This is a genomic window from Halomonas caseinilytica, assembly GCF_001662305.1.
Taxonomy (GTDB): domain Bacteria; phylum Pseudomonadota; class Gammaproteobacteria; order Pseudomonadales; family Halomonadaceae; genus Halomonas; species Halomonas caseinilytica.
Genome location: NZ_BDEP01000017.1, coordinates 309,093 through 325,942, shown reverse-complemented (window position 1 = coordinate 325,942; position 16,850 = coordinate 309,093). Strand labels below are relative to the sequence as shown.

The following is a 16,850-nucleotide window of genomic DNA, read 5'->3' as shown; positions in this document are numbered from 1 at the left end:
GTTCGGCAGCCCGGGTCACGAGATTGGTAGAGGGTGTTCAGCCGGTGCAGATGTCGGTGCCGAAGTACTCCTCGGAGAGCGAACTGCAGGTGCCATCCTGCTGGACCTGTTCGATGGCCGCGTTGAGGTTGGCCTTCAGCTCGCTGTCGCCCTGGCGAATGCCGATGCCGACGCCTTCGCCGTAGGCCTCGTGATGCGGCGCGGTGCCCTTGATCTCGAAGCCTTCGGCCTCGTCGCGCTCGATCAGCTCGTTCATGGCGATCTCGTCGGCCAGGATCACGTCCAGGCGCCCGGAGAGCAGGTCACGGTTGACCTGCTCGGCCTGGTCGTAGAGACGGATATCGACGCCGGTATCGCGCAGGGCGCGCCGGGCATAGGTGGCGTTGGTGGTGGCGCTCTGCACGCCCAGCACCAGGCCGTCCAGCCCTTCGGGCAGGCTCAGTTCCAGGTCGTCGGCGGCGACATAGGCACCGGGAGTGAAGTAGTAGGGATCGCTGAAGTCGATGACCTTCTGGCGGGCTTCGGTGATCGACATGGAGTTCATGATCATGTCGATGCGTCCGGCCTTGAGCGAGGGGATGATGCCGCTCCAGCCGGTGGGCTGGATTTCGCACTCGGCTTCCATGGCCTCGCAGATGGCCAGTCCAAGTTCCACTTCGAAACCGGTCCATTCGCCTTCGGACGAGGTGTAGGTGAAGGGCGGGTAGGGTTCGGCGGAAATACCGATCTGCAGCGGCTCGGCGGCCTGGGCAGCACCGCCGAGAGTGGCGATGGAAAGGGCGATGGCGGGGATGAGGGCGCGTTGCATGGTGTTCTCCTTGCTCATTATTGGAAAGGGAAGGCGATCAGGCGGCCGGCGCGGCGAAGCGCTGGCAGCGTGGATCGTCGAAGACCTCTTCGGGGGTGCCGGCGACGCCGATGACGCCGCGGTCGAGAAACACCACCTGATCGGAGACTTCCCGGGCGAAGGCCATCTCGTGAGTGACCAGCACCATGGTGCGGCCTTCGTCGGCCAGGCCGCGGATCACGCCGAGCACTTCATTGACGCGTTCCGGGTCCAGGGCCGAGGTCGGCTCATCGAACAGCAGCAGGCGTGGCTCCATGGCGAGCGCACGGGCAATGGCCACGCGCTGCTGCTGGCCGCCGGACAGAAAGGCCGGGTAGGCGTCGCGCTTGTCGGCCATGCCGACGCGCGCCAGATAATGCTCGGCCACCTCGGTGGCACGTCGGCGCGAGAGCCCTTGGACTCGCATCGGGGCCTCGGTGACATTGCCGAGCACGCTGAAGTGCGGCCACAGGTTGAACTGCTGGAAGACCATGCTGACCTTGGCGCGCAGCCGTTGCAGCTGGCGCCGGTCCAGGCCGACGACGTCGCCCTGGGGATTGCGGTCGAAACGGATTGCCTCATCCGCAATCGCCAGGTCGCCCTGGTCGGGGCGTTCCAGCAGGTTGAGGCAGCGCAGCAGGGTACTCTTGCCGGACCCGCTGGCGCCGATGATGGAGGTAACGCTGCCCTCGGGGACCTCGAGGGAGACATCGCGCAGCACCTCGAGGTCGCCGTAGCGTTTGACGAGGTGGCGCGCCTGCACCGCCGGGGCGGCGGTGGCGGTCGGAGTGTGATCGTCGAGCGATGATGTCATAGGCGACTCATTGAACGGTGAACAGAGGGCCGGCCGTGTCGCGTGCCGTTTCGGCACAGCGGGCCAGGCGTCGGCAGGCGTCGGTCAGACGGGCTTCGTCGACAGTCAGGCTCAGCCGAACGAAGCCGGCGGCGGAGGGGCCGAAGGCCTCGCCGGAGAGCACCGAGACGCCGTGTTCGTCGAGCAGCCGGTCGGCGAAGGCCTGGGACGACAGGCCGGTGGCGCGTATGTCGACCATCAGGAACATGCCGGCCGCCGGGGGAATGACCTCCACGGCCGGGCAATCCGCCAAGGCCGCGCAGACGGCGTCACGCCGGGCCCGGTAGCTTTCGTGCATGGCCTGGAGTTCCGGGACCTCCCGGGTCAGGGCATCCCGGGCGGCGTCCTGGATGAAGTCCGGGCAGCCGTAGAGCATGCTCAGCGCCAGGTTGCCGAGGTGCGCAATCAATTCCCGGGGGCCGAGGACCCAGCCCAGTCGCCAGCCGGTCATGGCGTGGGACTTGGAGAGGCTGTCGATCACCACGCTGCGGTCCTCCAGGCCGGGCAGGGCGGCGGCGCACCGGTGGTCTCCCTCGAAGACCAGGTTGGCGTAGACCTCGTCGGAGACCAGCCACAGGTCGTGGCGACGGCACAGCTCGGCGATGGCGTGCCAGGTATCGGCGTCGATGAGCTGCCCGGTGGGGTTGTGCGGGCTATTGAGCATGATCGCCCGGGTGCGCGGAGTGATCGCCGCCTCGATGTCGGCGGCGTCGAGGCGGAAGCCGGCATCGCTGCGCAGCGGGATGCGCACCATGGTCGCGTCGGTGGAGCGCAGCACAGCTTCGTAGGTGACGTAACAGGGCTCGGGCACGATCACTTCGTCACCGGGGTCGAGCAGGCACTGGGCAACGGCATAGAGGCCGCACTGGGCCCCGGCCATCACGATGATGCGCTCGGGGTCGGCTTCGACGCCACGTCGGCGGTAGCGCTCGGCGATGGCGTCGCGCAGGCTGTCCTTGCCCTGGACGTCGGCATAGTGCGTCGCGCCGGCACGCAGGCTGGCTACGGCACTCTCGACGATAGGCGCCGGGGTGTCGAAGTCGGGATCGCCCACCGAGAGCACGGTGATGTCCTCGCCGGCTTCCCGGCGCGCCAGGGCGCGATAGTGGATGTTCCAGGCGGCGGCGCCTTCGCCGGCGATGCGGTCGGTCAGTCGGGAATAACGCATGGCAATCTCACAGAGTGGCCCGCTCGGGAGTGGCCAGATTGGTGGTGGTGTCGGCGGTGTCGAAGGCTTCAAGACGCATCACAGGCTGGCCTTCAGGGCGTCGAGCGCATCGCCGCCGTCGCGAGTCTCGACGCCCTCGAGAAATTCGGCGACTCGCTCGGGGTGGGCGGCCAGCCAGTCATGGGCCACGACGTCCAGTTCGCGTTCCTCGAGGCTGTAGTCGCGGATGAAGTCGCTCTGTTCGTCGGCGCTGAGCACGAACTGGTCGAGCAGGCGCGTCAGGTTGGGATTGGCCTCGGCGTAGGACTTGGCGACGATGGTCCTTACGTCGCTGCGACCGTTGTCGGCACCGTAGACGCCTGCCGGGTCGTCGAGGATGCGGGTGTCGTACTCCGGCACCATCCAGTGGGGTGTCCAGCCGTAGAAGACGATCCAGCGACCTTCGTTCACGGCCGCCTCGACTTCGCTGAGCATGCCGGGCGTGGACGAGGACATGCTTTCCCAGTCACCGAGGCTGTAGGTGTCGGCCTCGATGGCCTTGTTCAGCATGTCGGTGACGGTGGAGCCGCTCTCGATGCTGTAGACGGTCTTGCCGAAGCGTTCGGCCACCTCGGGATCGGCGAGCTGTTCGGCGCCGGTGATGCCCGCCTCGTAGACGTAGCTTGGCACCGTGAAGCCCATGCGGGCGCCGTTGACGTTGTTGCCCAGATCGACGATGGCGTCTGCCTGCATGGCGGCGTCGTAGCTTTCCTGCTGCGCAGGCAGCCACCCGGCGAGAAAGGCGTCGCTGTCGCCGGTCTGCAGGGTGTTGTAGCCGACCGTGGAGCTGAGCTGCTGCTTGCTGGCGGTGTATCCCAGCGGCTCGATGAGCTGTGCGAGGATCTCGCTCTTGACGGTCACGCCGGGCCAGGGTGGCACGACCAGGCGGAGTTCGTCGTCGCGATCGGCGGCCGTGGTGGGGCCGGCCAGGGTCAGGCCGGCGAGCAGAGTCAGGGTGATGGGGATCCTGGTCGTCATATCTCGGATGTCTCCTGATTTGAATTTGTCAATTAGCGTGACTGTCTCTGCAGGACAACCGTGGTCTATGCCCTCTGGTCGATCCGTCGACAGGTCGACGAGGAGGCGCTGTAGACCCTTCTCTCTGACCTGTCCCCGGCTCTTGGTCTACTGCCTGGCGATGAAGCTGACAGTTGCTGTGTTACAGGGATGCGGCCCAGCCGGCGGCGTCGACCTCGACGATCAGTGGCGATGTGGTGTCGTTGAGGCTGGCCAACGCCTCGCCCAGCGTGGCCGGGTCGGCGATACGGCGGTAGCGGCAGGCGAAGGCCTGTGCCAGGGCCTGGAAATCGGGGGCGGCCAGGTCGACACCGAGCTTGGGTATTTCGCTTGCGGCCATGTAGCGGCGTATCTCGTCATAGCCGTCGTTGTTCCAGATCACCACCGCGACGGGGCGGCCCAGGTCGCGGGCGGTGCCGAGCTCGCCGAGCACGAACTGCAGACCGCCGTCGCCGACCAGGGCGACCACCGGACGATCGGGACAGGCCAAGGCCGCGCCGAGGGCGGCGGGCAGGCCGTAGCCGAGGGTGCCGAAGCCGGTGGCGGCGTTGAACCAGCGGCGCGGTGCCGGCAGCGAAGCCAGGAAATTTCCGGCATAGACCGGGCCGGTGGAATCGCCGACGACAATGGCCTCGGGCAGCGCCTCGTGCAGGGTGGCGAAGAGCGGGGCATAGGGCGCGATCTCGGGCTCTTCGAGCAGGGCGAGTTCCCGGCGCACGGCCTCGGCGCGAGCAGTGCCGTCGCGTGCTGCTGATTCGGGCAGTCGTTCGACCAGGGCCGTCATGGTCTGGCCGGCTTCGGCGAGCAGGGCCAGGTCGGCGGCCTGGTTGCGACCGAGCTGCTGGGGGTCGATATCGACCCGGATCAGGCGGCCATCGAGGACGAAGCCGCCGTCGAAGACCAGATCATAGTCGGTCTCGCCAAGCTCCGTGCCGATGGCCAGCACCACGTCGGCGTCGCGGGCCAGCCGGCGGGCGGCGGGCAGGCTGGCGGTGGCGCCCAGATCCAGCGGATGGTCGAGCCCCAGTACGCCCTTGGCGTTGATGGTGGTGAACGCCGGGGCGTCGAGCCGCTCGACCAGGATGCGGGCGACGCCCGGAGCATCGACGGTGCCGCCGCCGAGCAGTACCAGCGGCCGAACCGCGGCGCCGAGCCATTCGGCGGCTTGCCTCAGTGCCTCGGGTGCCGGTGCCGGCGGGTAGCTACGGGTGGGCGTGACGGGAGCATCGGAGACCGGAGCGCCCATCACGTCCAGGGGAATCTCGATATGCACGGGGCCGGGGCGGGCGCTGTCGAATATCGCAAAGGCGCGGGCCAGCACCTCGGACAGTGCCTCGGGGTCGTGCAGGGTGTGGCTGAATACGCTGACGCCGGCCAGTGTCTCGCGCTGGTGGGGCATCTCGTGCAAGCGCCCCTGGCCGCGCCCCAGGCTGGCGCGCTGGTTGACGCTGGAGATCACCAGCATGGGCACCGAATCGGCCAGGGCCTGGCCCATGGCGGTGGCGATGTTGGTCATGCCGGGGCCGGTGATGATGAAGCAGGCGGCGGGCTTGCCGCTCGCCCGGGCATGGCCGTCGGCCATAAAGCCGGCTCCCTGTTCGTGGCGTGGCGTCACATGGCGCAGCCGGCTCTCGCCCAGCGCACGGTACAGCTCGATGGTATGCACGCCGGGGATGCCGAAGGCGGTATCGACGCCGTAGGCCTCGAGGAGCTGGATCAGTCGCTGGGCACACGTCATCGGGGCTCGTTCTCCTCGATCGGGTCGGGCAGGCCGCCGAAGGGCGGGCGGCCCAGAACGCGCTCGACCATGGGCACGAAATGCTCGAGCGGCAGGGTGTCGTAGTCGGGATCGAAACTCGCCTGATCCCAGTGGTCGCAGAAGCGCACCGTGCGGACATAGGCCGGGTGGTCGCGGAACTGCTCCCGGGCGTGGCGGTCCTGGCCGAAGAAGTGACGGTAATGATAGCCCTGGAAGAGTTCGTGATGGCGAATCATCCAGGCATTCAGCGGATCGATGAACGGCTCGAGGATCCCCGCGGCGATCTCGGCATGGTTGGCCGGCGCCAGGTCGTCGCCGATGTCATGCAGCAGGGCGCACACGACCATTTCTTCGTCGGCACCGTCGCGCAGGGCTCGGGTCGCGGTCTGCAGGCTGTGCTCGAAGCGATCCACCGGGTAGCCGTGATGGTCGCCGGCCAGGCGGTGTAGATGCGCGAGCACGCGACGCGGAGCGTCGGCCTGGTAGTCGCGGAAACGCGCGTCGATCAATTGCCATTCGTCGAGCCGGCTTTCGTCGAAACGGCGGAAACGGGCCTGATTCATGCGCTGACCTCCTGGGACGGTTGGCTGGATAGCTGGCGACGCAGCACCAGGCGGCGGCTGGCGGTACTGTCACGATCGACGTAGCCCTGACGCAGGTGGCGCACGCCGCCGGCGAGCTGGTAGGCGCGCCGTCCGTGCAGCAGGCGGTAGTTGTCCATGATCAGCATCTGGCCGGGGTCGAGCTTTAGGTGCACGGTCAGCTCGTCCGAGGTGATCAGGCGATAGAAGGTCCGTCGCGCAGCGTAGTAGCGTTCGAGCTCATCGGTGGAGAGGGCGCCGACGCGCTCGGTGCGGTTATTGAAGCGCACGCGCGACAGGCGGCCTTGACTGTCGAGCTCGATCAAGGGCCCTTCGCCTTCCAGGCAAGTGGTGTCGTCGTGGTAGCGAAAACCCGGGGCGATACGGGTCAGGCAGTCGAATGCTTCGGGGGCGCGGGCCTTGAGCGTCAGCGCGGCCTGGTAGCCGTCGACCAGGGTGTTGTCGCCGCCATCGGCGGCATTGGTCAGGCAGTGCAGCCAGATGTAGCCGGGGATGGGGTCGCGATAGGGGTTGTCGGTGTGCGGCTCGAGTCCGCGCTGGGTCATGGTCAGGTCATAGGCATTGGCCACCGACTTGACGTCGGCGATGCCGCCCCAGTTGGTGCGACGCAAGGGGCCGATGCGATCGATCAGCGCCTGCATGCCGTCTTCCTCGGTGGGCACGCCGGACACCAGCACGAAGCCGAAGCGATGCAGGTTCTCGAGCATGTCGAGCAGGGCGGCATCGTCCTGTCGGGCGGCCGCGAAGTCCGCCTTGGGCGGCTCGGACAGGCTGGCATCCCAGAGAGTGCGGTCGGGCACGCTGGTGTCGTTCTCGGTGCTGGCCTCGATCAGTTCCGCGAGTGGAAAGGCCGTGGCGTGACCGTCGCTGAAGCGTAGTGCCACGTGCTCGCCGGTCAATTCGGCGCTTTCCACGGCCAGGTCGAGCGGCAGCTCGGCGGCTTCGATCAGGCGCTGGCCGGTTCGCGGATCCAGGGTGTCGGGATCGGGCGCGCGCTCGCGCAGCCAGAGGGCGGCGAATTCGCGGGTCTGGCCCTGGGTCTCGAGGTTCAGGCGCTGTCCGTCCGAGGACAGCCACAGCGTGTCGCTTGCGGTCATGACGATCTATCTCCGGGTGTTGCGTGGACCGTGACGAGGCGTCGCCACCGGCGCCGATGCGCGACTGGCTTTACCCTAACGCCACTGCGCCGCTACCATTTGCATAAATTCGCCTTATATTTGATATTTTTGGCCATAATGAACGAGCTTACCGACGCCTGGCCCTATCCACGACCGGATTCTCCGCCTTTGCTGGCGCCCGAGCAGGCCGAGTACACCCTGGATGTCTGGCTGGTACCCAAGTTTTCGATGCTGAGCCTGTTCTGCCTGCTGGAGCCATTGCGTGTGGCCAACCGTTTCGGTCGGGACCTGTTCGCCTGGCGGTTGTTGTCCGCCGATGGAGAGGGAGTGATCGCCAGCAATGGCGTGCGTATCGACGTCGATGACGAACTCGATACCGTGGCCGATAACGCGCATCTGATGGTGGTGTCCTCCTATGAGGCGGAAGCCACCATCCAGGGGCAGGATCTCGCCGTGCTGCGCCGAGTGGCGGCGCATGGCGGCTGGCTGGGTGGACTGGACACGGCGCCCTTCATCCTGGCGCGGTCGGGCGTGCTGGAAGGACATCGGGTGGCGATGCACTGGGAAAGCGTGCCAGCGTTTCGTCGCGAGTTCCCGCAGCTCAGGATCAGCCAGGCACGCTTCGAGCTGGATGCGTCGCGGCTGACCGGGTCGGGCGGTTCGGCGAGCATCGACATGATGCTGGCCTGGATGGAGCGGCTCTATGGCCCTGCATTGGCCAATGCGGTGGGTCGCCAGCTGGTTCACCAGCGTGGCGACGATGATCCTTCATCGAGCCGTGACGAGCGTTATGCGCACCTGCCGCGCAGTGTGCTGCGGGCCCTGGCGGTGATGGAGGCGAATCTGGCCCAGGCGCTGCCCATTCCCGAGATCTGCCGGTTGGTGGGCCAGTCGCAGCGTCAGTTGACGCGCCGCTTCATGGCCCATTTCGGCGAGACGCCCAAGCAATGCTATCTGGGCATGCGGCTCGACCAGGCCCAGCGCCTGCTCGCCGCCAGCCGCTGCCGGGTCACCGAGGCGGCGTTGGCCACCGGATTCGTGCATCTGGCGCACTTTTCGCGGGCCTACCGGGCGCGTTTCGGGGAGGCGCCCAGTGTGACGGCCGATCGAGGCTAGGTATCCTCTGAAAGCTGACCAGGTTCGACCATGCGGCGCTAGACATCAGCTCAGCGGCCCTCGGCGCCGATCCGTCGTTGACGCCGGGCGCGCTGGACCATGCGGTAGCGCGAGCGGATCTCGTCGCGTTCCAGATAGCACCCCTGCAGCCAGCGATGACCGCTGTCGCCCTCGAAGGCATCCCGAGCGTGCAACAGGCGCCGGTTGTCGAAGATCACCAGGTCGCCGGGCTGGTAGGTGAAGCGGATGGCGAACCCAGGCTCGCGCAGCAGGCGTTGCAGGGCCATCAAGGCTTCGTAGGCTGGCTCGACGTCCTCGAAAGCGGTCTGCAGGGGGCCGCGCAGGAAGTCGGCAATGCGCACTTCGAGCAGCTCGCCTCGAGTGTCCAGGCAGATCATCGGTGCATGCCAGACGTAATCGGTAGTGCGGGCGGTATTGGCGAAACGCCAGTGCACGCGGGTCAGGGTGGCATAGGCCTGCGGGTCGCGTTCGCGCAAGGCTTCGGCCACGGCGAAACCGTCGAGCATCACCGCTTCGCCGCCGGCCACGCTGTTCTCGAGACAGTGCAGGCACTGGAGCCCGGGGTGATACTCGCGGGTCGGCAAATCCACGTGGGGTGGCAGGGCGATCGCGGTGTAGGCGTTGGAATCCGGGTCTGGCTTGGCGCGCACGTTGAACAACTCACCGAAGTTGGTGGGACGAACCGGACCGATACGCCGGGCGATGGCTTCCAGCGAGCCGGGTTCGGTAGGCAGGTTGCGCAATCGCACCAGCCCCTTGCCGAGCACGCTCTCCAGAGCCGGGGCGAGGATCGCTTCTTCGGCTGCACTGCCGGGAGCGCTGTCGAGCAGGCCGCTGGCGTCCAGGCTGTCGGGCTGCTCGTCGGGACCGCCGAGCCAGGTGGTCACCTGGACCAGCGCTGCCTCGGCGTCGGTGGCGTTGTCGTAATCGTGGGCACGCAGCCAGCCGGGGTGAAAGCGCAGGCGACGATCCTCGGGCACGAAGTCGATGCACAAGGCACCGCTGTCGTCGATCCCGACACTGCCGATTTCCGGCCAGGCGGGTAGGGTAGAGAGATCGAGAATGCGCTCGCGGGTCGCCGGATTGACGGTGGTCTCGTCGGCGGCGTTCTCGCGCAGCCAGATACTGTGATAGCGGCTGACACGGCCGTCGCTCCAGCGCACCGAAACCTGGCGCGGCGAGCTTTCCACAGTCAGGATGTGGGCTTCGATCGGCCAGGCATCGTAATCCGGCGTCAGCGGAAGGGCGGTCTCGGTCATGAGGCATCTCCTGAGAGGGATCACGTGATGAGGCAATTCAGGATGCCAGCCGAGAGGTGGTGCGATGCGACCCGATTCGACAACGAGTGTGCACGATTCGACAGTCGAGGCGTCCGGTCAACGTTGCCGCAGTCGGCTCGGCGTCAGGCCGTAGCGGCGGCGGAAGGCCCGGGTGAAGCTGGAGGCCGAGGCGAAGCCGCTGGCCAAAGCGATGTCCATGATGCTGTGGCGGGTGTCGATCAGAAGCTGGTGGGCATGGGCCAGGCGGCGCTCCAAGTAGAAATGCTGCGGTGTCTGGCCCAGGTGACGCTCGAAGAGGCGCTCGAGCCTTCGCCAGGAGAGCCCGAGCTCATCGGCCAGGGCCTGGATGCCGAGTGGCGCTTCGAGATTCGTTTCCATCAGGGCGATGGCCCGATCGAGCAGCGGATTGGCTCGGCCTGCCGAACGAACGGCATGGCGTTGACGGCTGGCAGGCAGGCGGCCCTGGTCGTGGACGAGCTGCTCGCGTACTCGACCGGCCAGTTCGTCGCCGTGTCGGCGGGCGATCAGGTCCAGGCTCATGTCGATGGCCGAGCTGCCGCCGGCGCAGGAGAAGCCTTCGGCCGAGACTTCGTAGAGCGATTCGACCGCCTCGATGCCGGGGAATCGCGCGCGGAATTCTGGCAGCGACTCCCAGTGCAGGGTCACGGTCTGGTTGTCGAGCAGGCCGGCGGCGGCCAGCGCGAAGCACCCCGTGTCCATGCCACCCAGCACGCAGCCGGCCGAGGCCCTGGCGCGCAACCAGTCCAGCAGTTCGGTGTCGAGGGCGTGTTCGGGGGCGAAGCTCGCGCAGACCGCCAGGCTGGGTGTCTCGGGGGCGTCCTGCAGTGACCAGTTGGCGGCCAGGGGCATGCCGTTGGAAGCGGTGACAGGGCTGCCGTCACGACTGATGACGTCCCAGTGGAACAGCGTACGTTGGCTGATGCGGTTGGCGATGCGCAGCGGCTCGATGGCCGAGAAGAAGGCCACCATGGCGAAACGCGGCAGCAGCAAAAAGCCGATGGATTCCGGTGCGCAGACCCGGGGCTGTAGACGCATGAAGGAGGACCTGGCCGGTGGGGGACGGTCGTTGTTGCGTCGATTGTAGGGGGCATCCCGCTCTTTGCAATGGGCATGCGAATAGGGACAGGAAAGCGGTGGTCATGTCGCTTTATGTCGATTCAAGGTCGAGTCAGGCCAAGTCGTCATGGGGAAAGGCGTCAGACTGGTGGGATTGCCGTTCCAAGAGGAGTTCGCCATGCTGAGTTTGCAACGTCGTTGGCCCCTGCTGGGGACCACTCTGGCCCTGACGTCCCTGGCCGCGCCCCTGGCCCAGGCCGATCTCGAGCAAGTTCGTTTCGGTGTGCCGCCATGGCCGGGGGTGACCGTCAAGTCCGAGGTCGCCGCCCAGTTGCTGGAGGCCATGGGGTACGAAACCCGCCAGAATGACCTGGCGGTGAGCGTGATCCTCAATGGCGTTGCCCAGGGCGATCTGGACGCCTACCTGGGCGGCTGGTATCCGGTACAGACCGACATGGTCGAGCCGCTGGTGGCCGACGGCAAGGTAGAGAAGGCCGCCGCCAACATCCAGGGCGCGGTCTCGGGGCTGGTGGTGCCGCGCTATGTCCATGAGGCCGGCATCGAGTCGGTGGCGGACCTGGAGGCTCATCGTGAGCGCTTCGACGCTACCATCCTGGGCATCGAGGCGGGCACTGGCATCAATACCGCCCTCAATGCGGCCATTGACGAGGATCTGGCCGATCTCGGCGACTGGACGCTGCGCGAGAGTTCCACGGCGGCGATGCTCGCCCAGGCCGAGCAGAAGATGCGCGACGGCGAGTGGGTGACCTTCGTCGGTTGGGAGCCGCACTGGATGAATGTCAGCTTCGATCTCGTCTATCTCGAGGACGCTGACGACGCCGGCGTGGCGCAGATCGAGAGCACGGTCTGGACCGTGGTGCCGGATGACTTGCAAGAGCGGGATGCCGATGTCCATCGTTTCATGACGCAGTACGTGGTGGACACGGCCGACCAGAACGACTGGGTGCATGCCTACAGTTACGAAGAGCGGCCCGCCGACGAGGTGGCCAGCGAATGGATCGCGTCGCACTACGGCACCGTGGCGGCCTGGCTCGAGGGCGTTGCAGCCCGCGACGGTCGTCCCGCCATCGAGGCCGTCAAGGCGCGTTTCGATTGAAGCCAGCTTGCCCGACAGTCCCCGGCCGGTCATCATGACCGGCTCGTTTTCCCCCTTGGCTTGCCGTCATGCGCCTCGATTACAGCGGTCCCACGCCGGAGCTCGTCGGCTTTCTGTTGCTGCCACGCTTCTCGATGATGGCCTTCTTCTCGGCCGTCGAGCCGCTGCGCATCGCCAACCGAATCAGTGGCCGACCGCTGTTCGACTGGACGCTGCTCAGCCAGGACGGCGAGCCGGTGACGGCCTCCAACGGCATGACGCTGCTCGCCGACCAGTCTATCGAGGAGGTGCATCACCTCCCGTCGCTCGCCGTCTGTAGCGGTTTCGATCCAGAATCTTGCCTGAGCCGTGCCCTGATGCGCTGGCTGCACCGCATGGACGAAGCTGGGTGCGTGCTGGGCGGTCTCGATACGGGCTGCTTCCTGCTTGCCGCTGCCGGCCTGCTGGAGGGCGAGCGGGTCACCCTGCATTGGGAGAGCCTGCCGGCCTTTCAGGAACGCTTTCCGGCCATCGAGACGTCGGATGAGTTGTTCGAGCTCGGGCGCCGGCGCTTCTCTTGTGCCGGAGGCGCGGCCGCCATGGACATGGCCCTGGATGTGATCGCCCGGCGTCATGGTCACCAGCTGGCCATCGATGTCTCGGAACAGTTGGTGCACGAGCGGATCCGCACGCGCCGCGACCAGCAACGCATGACCCTGGCGCGTCGATTGGGAACGCATCGCCGCCGCCTGGTGGAAGCCGTCGATCTGATGGAGCAGCATCTGGAGACACCGTTGAGCCTGGCGGAGGTGGCGCAACGCAGCGGCATTTCGCTGCGTCATCTGCAGCGCCTCTTCGAGCGCGAGCTCGGGCAGTCGCCCCGGGAGTGGTATCTGGGCCTGAGGCTGGAGCGGGCCCGTTACCTGCTCGAAGAGACCGACCTGGATATCCTGGCCGTGGGACTGGCCTGTGGTTTCGGCTCGAGTTCGAGTTTCTCCCGGGCATTTCGCGGACATTATGGCCGCTCCCCTCGACAGATCCGAAAGGGATGAGGTGCGGTCCGGCGATGTCCGGGAGCGGCTGCACGAGTCGATCCTGGGTCGCGCCGAAGACGCGTCTCGATCAGTGATCCGGCGACGTCAGAATGCGCCAGGCCGCTTCGACACGTTCCTCATTGGGATACCCCTTGTTGGCAAGGATCACGATGCCCTGTTCGCGGGCAGGCATGTAGGCGGCGTAGGCACCGAACCCACCGGTCGAGCCGGTCTTGTGGTACCAGCGCTGTGGTTGCGGGTCGCCCTCGGTGTCGAGCAGGCGGGCGGGCTGGGGCGACAGAGCCATCTCTGAGGTGGTGCCGGCCTGGAGTGTGTCGAGCGAGACCGGCAGGGCATAGCTCTCCCAACCCAGGCCCTGCTGCATGTCGCCGACGGTAGCATAGCCGTGCTGGGTTTCCAGCAGGACCCGAGAGATCGAGTCGTCACGTCGATGAGCGTCGATGTTGGCCTGGACAAACCGCACCAGATCCAGTGCCGTGGTCTTGATGCCGTAGGCCTGGGCGTCCATGGCGCCGGGATTGACCCGCACCGGCTCGTCGTCACCATTGTAGCCTTGGGCATAGTGGCGTGCCCGGTCTTTGGGTACCTCGAGCCAGGTGTGTTCCAGCCCCAGCGCCGGCAGGACACGCTGTTGCATCAACGCCTCGAAGGCAATGTCGCGACTCCGGGACGCCAGCTCGCCGAACAGACCGATGCTGGGGTTCGAGTAGAGGCGTTGGGTGCCGGGCGGATATTCTGGTTGCCAGCTCGCGTAATAATCATGGGCGTTTCGAGCCGTCACGCCTTCGGGAAATTGCAGCGGCAGGCCGCCGGCCGTGTAGGTCGCCAGTTCGATCATGGAGACCTCGCCTATGGGGCTGCCATCGAAGTCCGGCTCGATGCTGGCGACAGTGTCGTTCCACTCGAATCCACCCTGTTGGTGCGCCCAGGCGGCGAGCACTGAGGTGAAGGTCTTGCTGACCGAGCCGATCTCGAACAGGGTGGCATCGTCCACGGTGGCGCCGGTGTCCCGGGAGGCTACGCCATAATGACTGACGCACACTTTTCCATGATCCACCATGGCCACGGAGACGCCTGGGATGTCATGGCGGGTCATCAGCGTCTCGACCTGCTGGTCCATGGTGGTGTCGTGGCAGGGGCCAGCCGCCGCCTGGGCGGAACCGGCGGCAACAGCGAGTGCGAGGGGAAGCAGTCGGGACGACATGTGTGAAACTCCTTGATGAGAGTGATGACCCGGATGTCATGTGCGAGGCGACATGGCAGTGCTGCTGAAGCCTAGACAGGCGGGAATGGCGGCACAATCGATCATTTCTATCCGCTGATATAAATTGAATTTGTAGCTGAAGCGGCGAGCGACGGTCTCATGCCAACCGGTTTGCCAAGGCATGACAGACGTCATGCCAAGCCGTCTGCATGGCATCGAGCCTGGCATGGGCGTGCAGGGCGCCGTGCAGCATGCCTGGGGCTCGGCGATAGCCGATATCGGCACCGGCGTGGCGCCAGGCGTCGACTGCCATCTCGAGCGGACGGGTGAGGGGGTCGCGCTCCACCGACAGTATCTCGATACAGCATGCCGGTGGCGAGGCATCGTCGGACATCGGGACATCCCTGGCGATGGCGTGCCACAAGGTCAGGATATCGTCCCGCGAGAGCAGCGGCGCGTCCGGCCCCAGGGTTGTCGGGGACAGGCGGCCCACCGGTGGGTAGATCAGGCCCAGTAGGCCGCGCCACGGCGATTGCCGGGCGACATCCAGGACCAGCCGCCCGCCGGCGCTGTCACCGGCCATGGCCACGGGGGCGCAGGCCTCGGCCACTCGACGACAGTCGTCGAGAGCCTCGGCGTAGCTGGCCTCCGGGGCCAGCCGATAGTCGACGCTGATCACTTCGCGGCCCAGCCGCTCGGCGAGATCGGCCGTGATGCCGTGATGGCTGCGCGGTGAGCCGAGATACCATCCACCGCCATGCGCATAGAGGATCGGGCCAGCCTTGAACTTGGCCGGCTGGAAGCGACGCACGCTGACGCCGGCGATGCGTTCGTCGAGCACCGTCATGCCGGCGGGATCGGCAGGCGCGAAGCCCGAACAGAGCGCATCGTAACGCTGCCGAGCCGCCTCCACGGGCAACCCGGCGATAGCATCGAGTGCGTGCGCGAAGCGTCGCTGAAAGGTCTCGTGGCGCATCACTGGGCGGCGCGACGCGCGCGGCGCGATTCCTGCAGCAACGAGACCAGCACGCCGGCGGTCATGACTAGGATGACCGCGCTCAACGGCAGGGCAGCGGCAATCAAGGCGGTCTGCAGTGCCTTGAGTCCGCCTGCCACCAGCAGTACGGCGGCGACCAGGCCGATCACCACGCCCCAGAAGACCCGGAAACGTTGGGGCGGATCGTCGTTGCCGAGCGACAGGATGGTGGTCAGTACCAGGGTGCCGGAATCCGACGAGGTGACGAACCAGCTCATCAGCAGAAACACCATCAGTGCCGAGAGTGTCCAGCCCAGCGTGCCGGTGCCGGCGATGCCGTCGGCGCTGGCGAACAGCGCGGCTGGCAGATTCCAGGCATTGACCAGCTCGATGATGCCGGCATTGCCGGGACCACTCGTGGCGTGGAGCTCCTGATAGAGCGCATTGCCGCCGAAGATCACCAGCCAGACGAAGATGATCAGAGTCGGTACCAGCAGCACGCCGAGCACGAACTCGCGCAGAGTGCGTCCGCGAGAAATGCGCGCGATGAACAACCCGACGAAGGGCGCCCAGGCCAGCCACCAGCCCCAGTAGAAGATGGTCCAGGCCTGCTGCCAGTCGGCGGACGCCGGCTCGTCGGCATACCACAGGCCCATGGGAATGAAGTTGGCGGCGTAGTCGAGCAGAGTCGCGCCGAAGGCCTGGATCAGCCATAGAGTGGGACCGCCGAGCAGGAAGGCGCCGACCACGAGAACCGAGACCCAGATGTTGAGTTCGGAAATGATCCTAATGCCCTTCTGCACGCCGGATACCACCGAGAGGATAGAGACGGCCGAGATCACGGCGATCAGAATGAGTTGAGTGCCGAGGCCGTCACTGATGCCGACCAGGCGCTGCAGGCCGACGGCCATCTGGCTCACGCCGAGCCCCAGCGAGGTGGCGACGCCGAACACGCAGCCCAGTACGCCGAGGATGTCGACCAGATGGCCGATGGGTCCATAGATGCGGTCGCCGATAAAGGGATACAGGGCCGATCTCAAGGCGAGGGGTAGGCCCCGCCGATAGGCGAAGTAGGCCAGCGACATCCCGACGATGACGTAGATGGCCCAGCCGTGCAGACCCCAGTGGAAGACCGAGACGCGCAGGGCGTCGATGGCGCGTTCGTAGCCGATGGCGGTGGCACCGGCCATGTCGGCGTGGGGATTGTTGGGGTAACCGAAGGCGCCGCTGTCATCCAGGTAGAAGACCGGTTCGGCGACGCCGAAGAAGAGGATGCCGATGCCGATGCCGGCAGAGAACAGCATCGAGAACCAGGCGAAATTGCTGAATTCGGGGCGGCTATCGTCGTTGCCCAGGCGGATGCTGCCGTAGCGGCTGACCACGATGAAGGCACAGACGGCCATCAGCAGCATGACGGTCATCAGGTAGTAGCCGCTGAAGGTGCCTTCGATCCAGGTGCGCGCCGTGCCGAAGACGCTGCCGGCCATGTCGGAGCCGAGCCCGGTGAACAGCACGAAGGCCAGCACCAGACCGGCGGAGGCCAGGGTCATGCCCTTGTGCATACCCTGGAAGAACCCCCGCTGGGACAGTTCGGTCACCATGTAGTCCGTCGATGTCGCGCGGTTCGAGGCAGTGTCGCCCTG

General features: G+C 66.5%; 15 protein-coding genes. 3 read left to right on the top strand and 12 right to left on the bottom strand.

Annotation, left to right across the window (positions count from 1 at the left end):
• Positions 1 to 37 precede the first annotated feature (37 nt).
• From A9O65_RS13340 to tmpA, 7 genes are all read right to left on the bottom strand, one after another.
• Complete coding sequence (locus A9O65_RS13340) at positions 38 to 808, bottom strand: transporter substrate-binding domain-containing protein (RefSeq protein ID WP_064702344.1); 771 nt, start codon at positions 806 to 808, stop codon at positions 38 to 40.
• Between the two features lie 37 nt (positions 809 to 845).
• Complete coding sequence (locus A9O65_RS13335; protein WP_064698576.1) at positions 846 to 1,640, bottom strand: ABC transporter ATP-binding protein; 795 nt, start codon at positions 1,638 to 1,640, stop codon at positions 846 to 848.
• A gap of 7 nt (positions 1,641 to 1,647) precedes the next feature.
• The gene (locus A9O65_RS13330; protein WP_064702343.1) at positions 1,648 to 2,847 is read right to left on the bottom strand and encodes a pyridoxal phosphate-dependent aminotransferase; all 1,200 of its coding nucleotides are present in this window, start codon (positions 2,845 to 2,847) and stop codon (positions 1,648 to 1,650) included.
• 78 nt (positions 2,848 to 2,925) lie between these two features.
• A complete protein-coding gene (locus tag A9O65_RS13325) occupies positions 2,926 to 3,864 on the bottom strand; it encodes a glycine betaine ABC transporter substrate-binding protein (RefSeq protein ID WP_064702342.1) in 939 nt (312 codons plus the stop codon).
• Between the two features lie 181 nt (positions 3,865 to 4,045).
• The gene (locus tag A9O65_RS13320; protein WP_064702341.1) at positions 4,046 to 5,641 is read right to left on the bottom strand and encodes a 5-guanidino-2-oxopentanoate decarboxylase; all 1,596 of its coding nucleotides are present in this window, start codon (positions 5,639 to 5,641) and stop codon (positions 4,046 to 4,048) included.
• Positions 5,638 to 6,225 carry an HD domain-containing protein gene (locus A9O65_RS13315; protein WP_064698572.1) on the bottom strand — a complete coding sequence of 196 codons (588 nt, stop codon included), beginning with the start codon at positions 6,223 to 6,225 and terminating at the stop codon, positions 5,638 to 5,640. Before A9O65_RS13315 ends, A9O65_RS13320 begins: the two co-directional genes overlap by 4 nt.
• Positions 6,222 to 7,361, bottom strand: a complete 1,140-nt coding sequence (gene tmpA / locus A9O65_RS13310; protein WP_064698571.1) for a 2-trimethylaminoethylphosphonate dioxygenase — start codon at positions 7,359 to 7,361, stop codon at positions 6,222 to 6,224. Before tmpA ends, A9O65_RS13315 begins: the two co-directional genes overlap by 4 nt.
• Before the next feature lie 138 nt (positions 7,362 to 7,499).
• Here tmpA and A9O65_RS13305 point away from each other — a divergent pair, with 138 nt between their 5' ends.
• Positions 7,500 to 8,498, top strand: coding sequence for a GlxA family transcriptional regulator (locus A9O65_RS13305; RefSeq protein WP_064702340.1), 999 nt, complete (start codon positions 7,500 to 7,502; stop codon positions 8,496 to 8,498).
• Between the two features lie 50 nt (positions 8,499 to 8,548).
• Here A9O65_RS13305 and A9O65_RS13300 read toward each other — a convergent pair whose 3' ends face one another.
• Together A9O65_RS13300 and A9O65_RS13295 are read right to left on the bottom strand one after the other, a co-directional pair.
• On the bottom strand, positions 8,549 to 9,778 hold the full coding sequence (locus A9O65_RS13300; protein WP_064702339.1) for a TauD/TfdA family dioxygenase: 1,230 nt from the start codon (positions 9,776 to 9,778) through the stop codon (positions 8,549 to 8,551).
• A 117-nt stretch (positions 9,779 to 9,895) separates the two neighbouring features.
• Positions 9,896 to 10,855: a GlxA family transcriptional regulator gene (locus A9O65_RS13295; protein ID WP_064698568.1), complete on the bottom strand. Its 960-nt coding sequence runs from the start codon at positions 10,853 to 10,855 to the stop codon at positions 9,896 to 9,898.
• Between the two features lie 199 nt (positions 10,856 to 11,054).
• On the opposite strand from A9O65_RS13295, the gene A9O65_RS13290 reads away from it, so the two are divergent.
• Both A9O65_RS13290 and A9O65_RS13285 read left to right on the top strand, forming a co-directional pair.
• A complete protein-coding gene (locus A9O65_RS13290) occupies positions 11,055 to 11,993 on the top strand; it encodes an ABC transporter substrate-binding protein (RefSeq protein ID WP_064702338.1) in 939 nt (312 codons plus the stop codon).
• A 68-nt stretch (positions 11,994 to 12,061) separates the two neighbouring features.
• Positions 12,062 to 13,024 (top strand): GlxA family transcriptional regulator, encoded by a 963-nt coding sequence (locus tag A9O65_RS13285; RefSeq protein WP_064698566.1) that lies wholly within the window; start codon positions 12,062 to 12,064, stop codon positions 13,022 to 13,024.
• A 70-nt stretch (positions 13,025 to 13,094) separates the two neighbouring features.
• Here A9O65_RS13285 and ampC read toward each other — a convergent pair whose 3' ends face one another.
• The 3 genes from ampC to A9O65_RS13270 all read right to left on the bottom strand — a co-directional run bounded on the left by ampC (position 13,095) and on the right by A9O65_RS13270 (position 16,808).
• Positions 13,095 to 14,231, bottom strand: coding sequence for a class C beta-lactamase (gene ampC / locus A9O65_RS13280; RefSeq protein ID WP_064698565.1), 1,137 nt, complete (start codon positions 14,229 to 14,231; stop codon positions 13,095 to 13,097).
• Between the two features lie 157 nt (positions 14,232 to 14,388).
• Positions 14,389 to 15,207 carry an alpha/beta hydrolase fold domain-containing protein gene (locus A9O65_RS13275; protein ID WP_064702337.1) on the bottom strand — a complete coding sequence of 273 codons (819 nt, stop codon included), beginning with the start codon at positions 15,205 to 15,207 and terminating at the stop codon, positions 14,389 to 14,391.
• Complete coding sequence (locus tag A9O65_RS13270; protein WP_064702336.1) at positions 15,207 to 16,808, bottom strand: BCCT family transporter; 1,602 nt, start codon at positions 16,806 to 16,808, stop codon at positions 15,207 to 15,209. Before A9O65_RS13270 ends, A9O65_RS13275 begins: the two co-directional genes overlap by 1 nt.
• Positions 16,809 to 16,850: the final 42 nt, after the last annotated feature.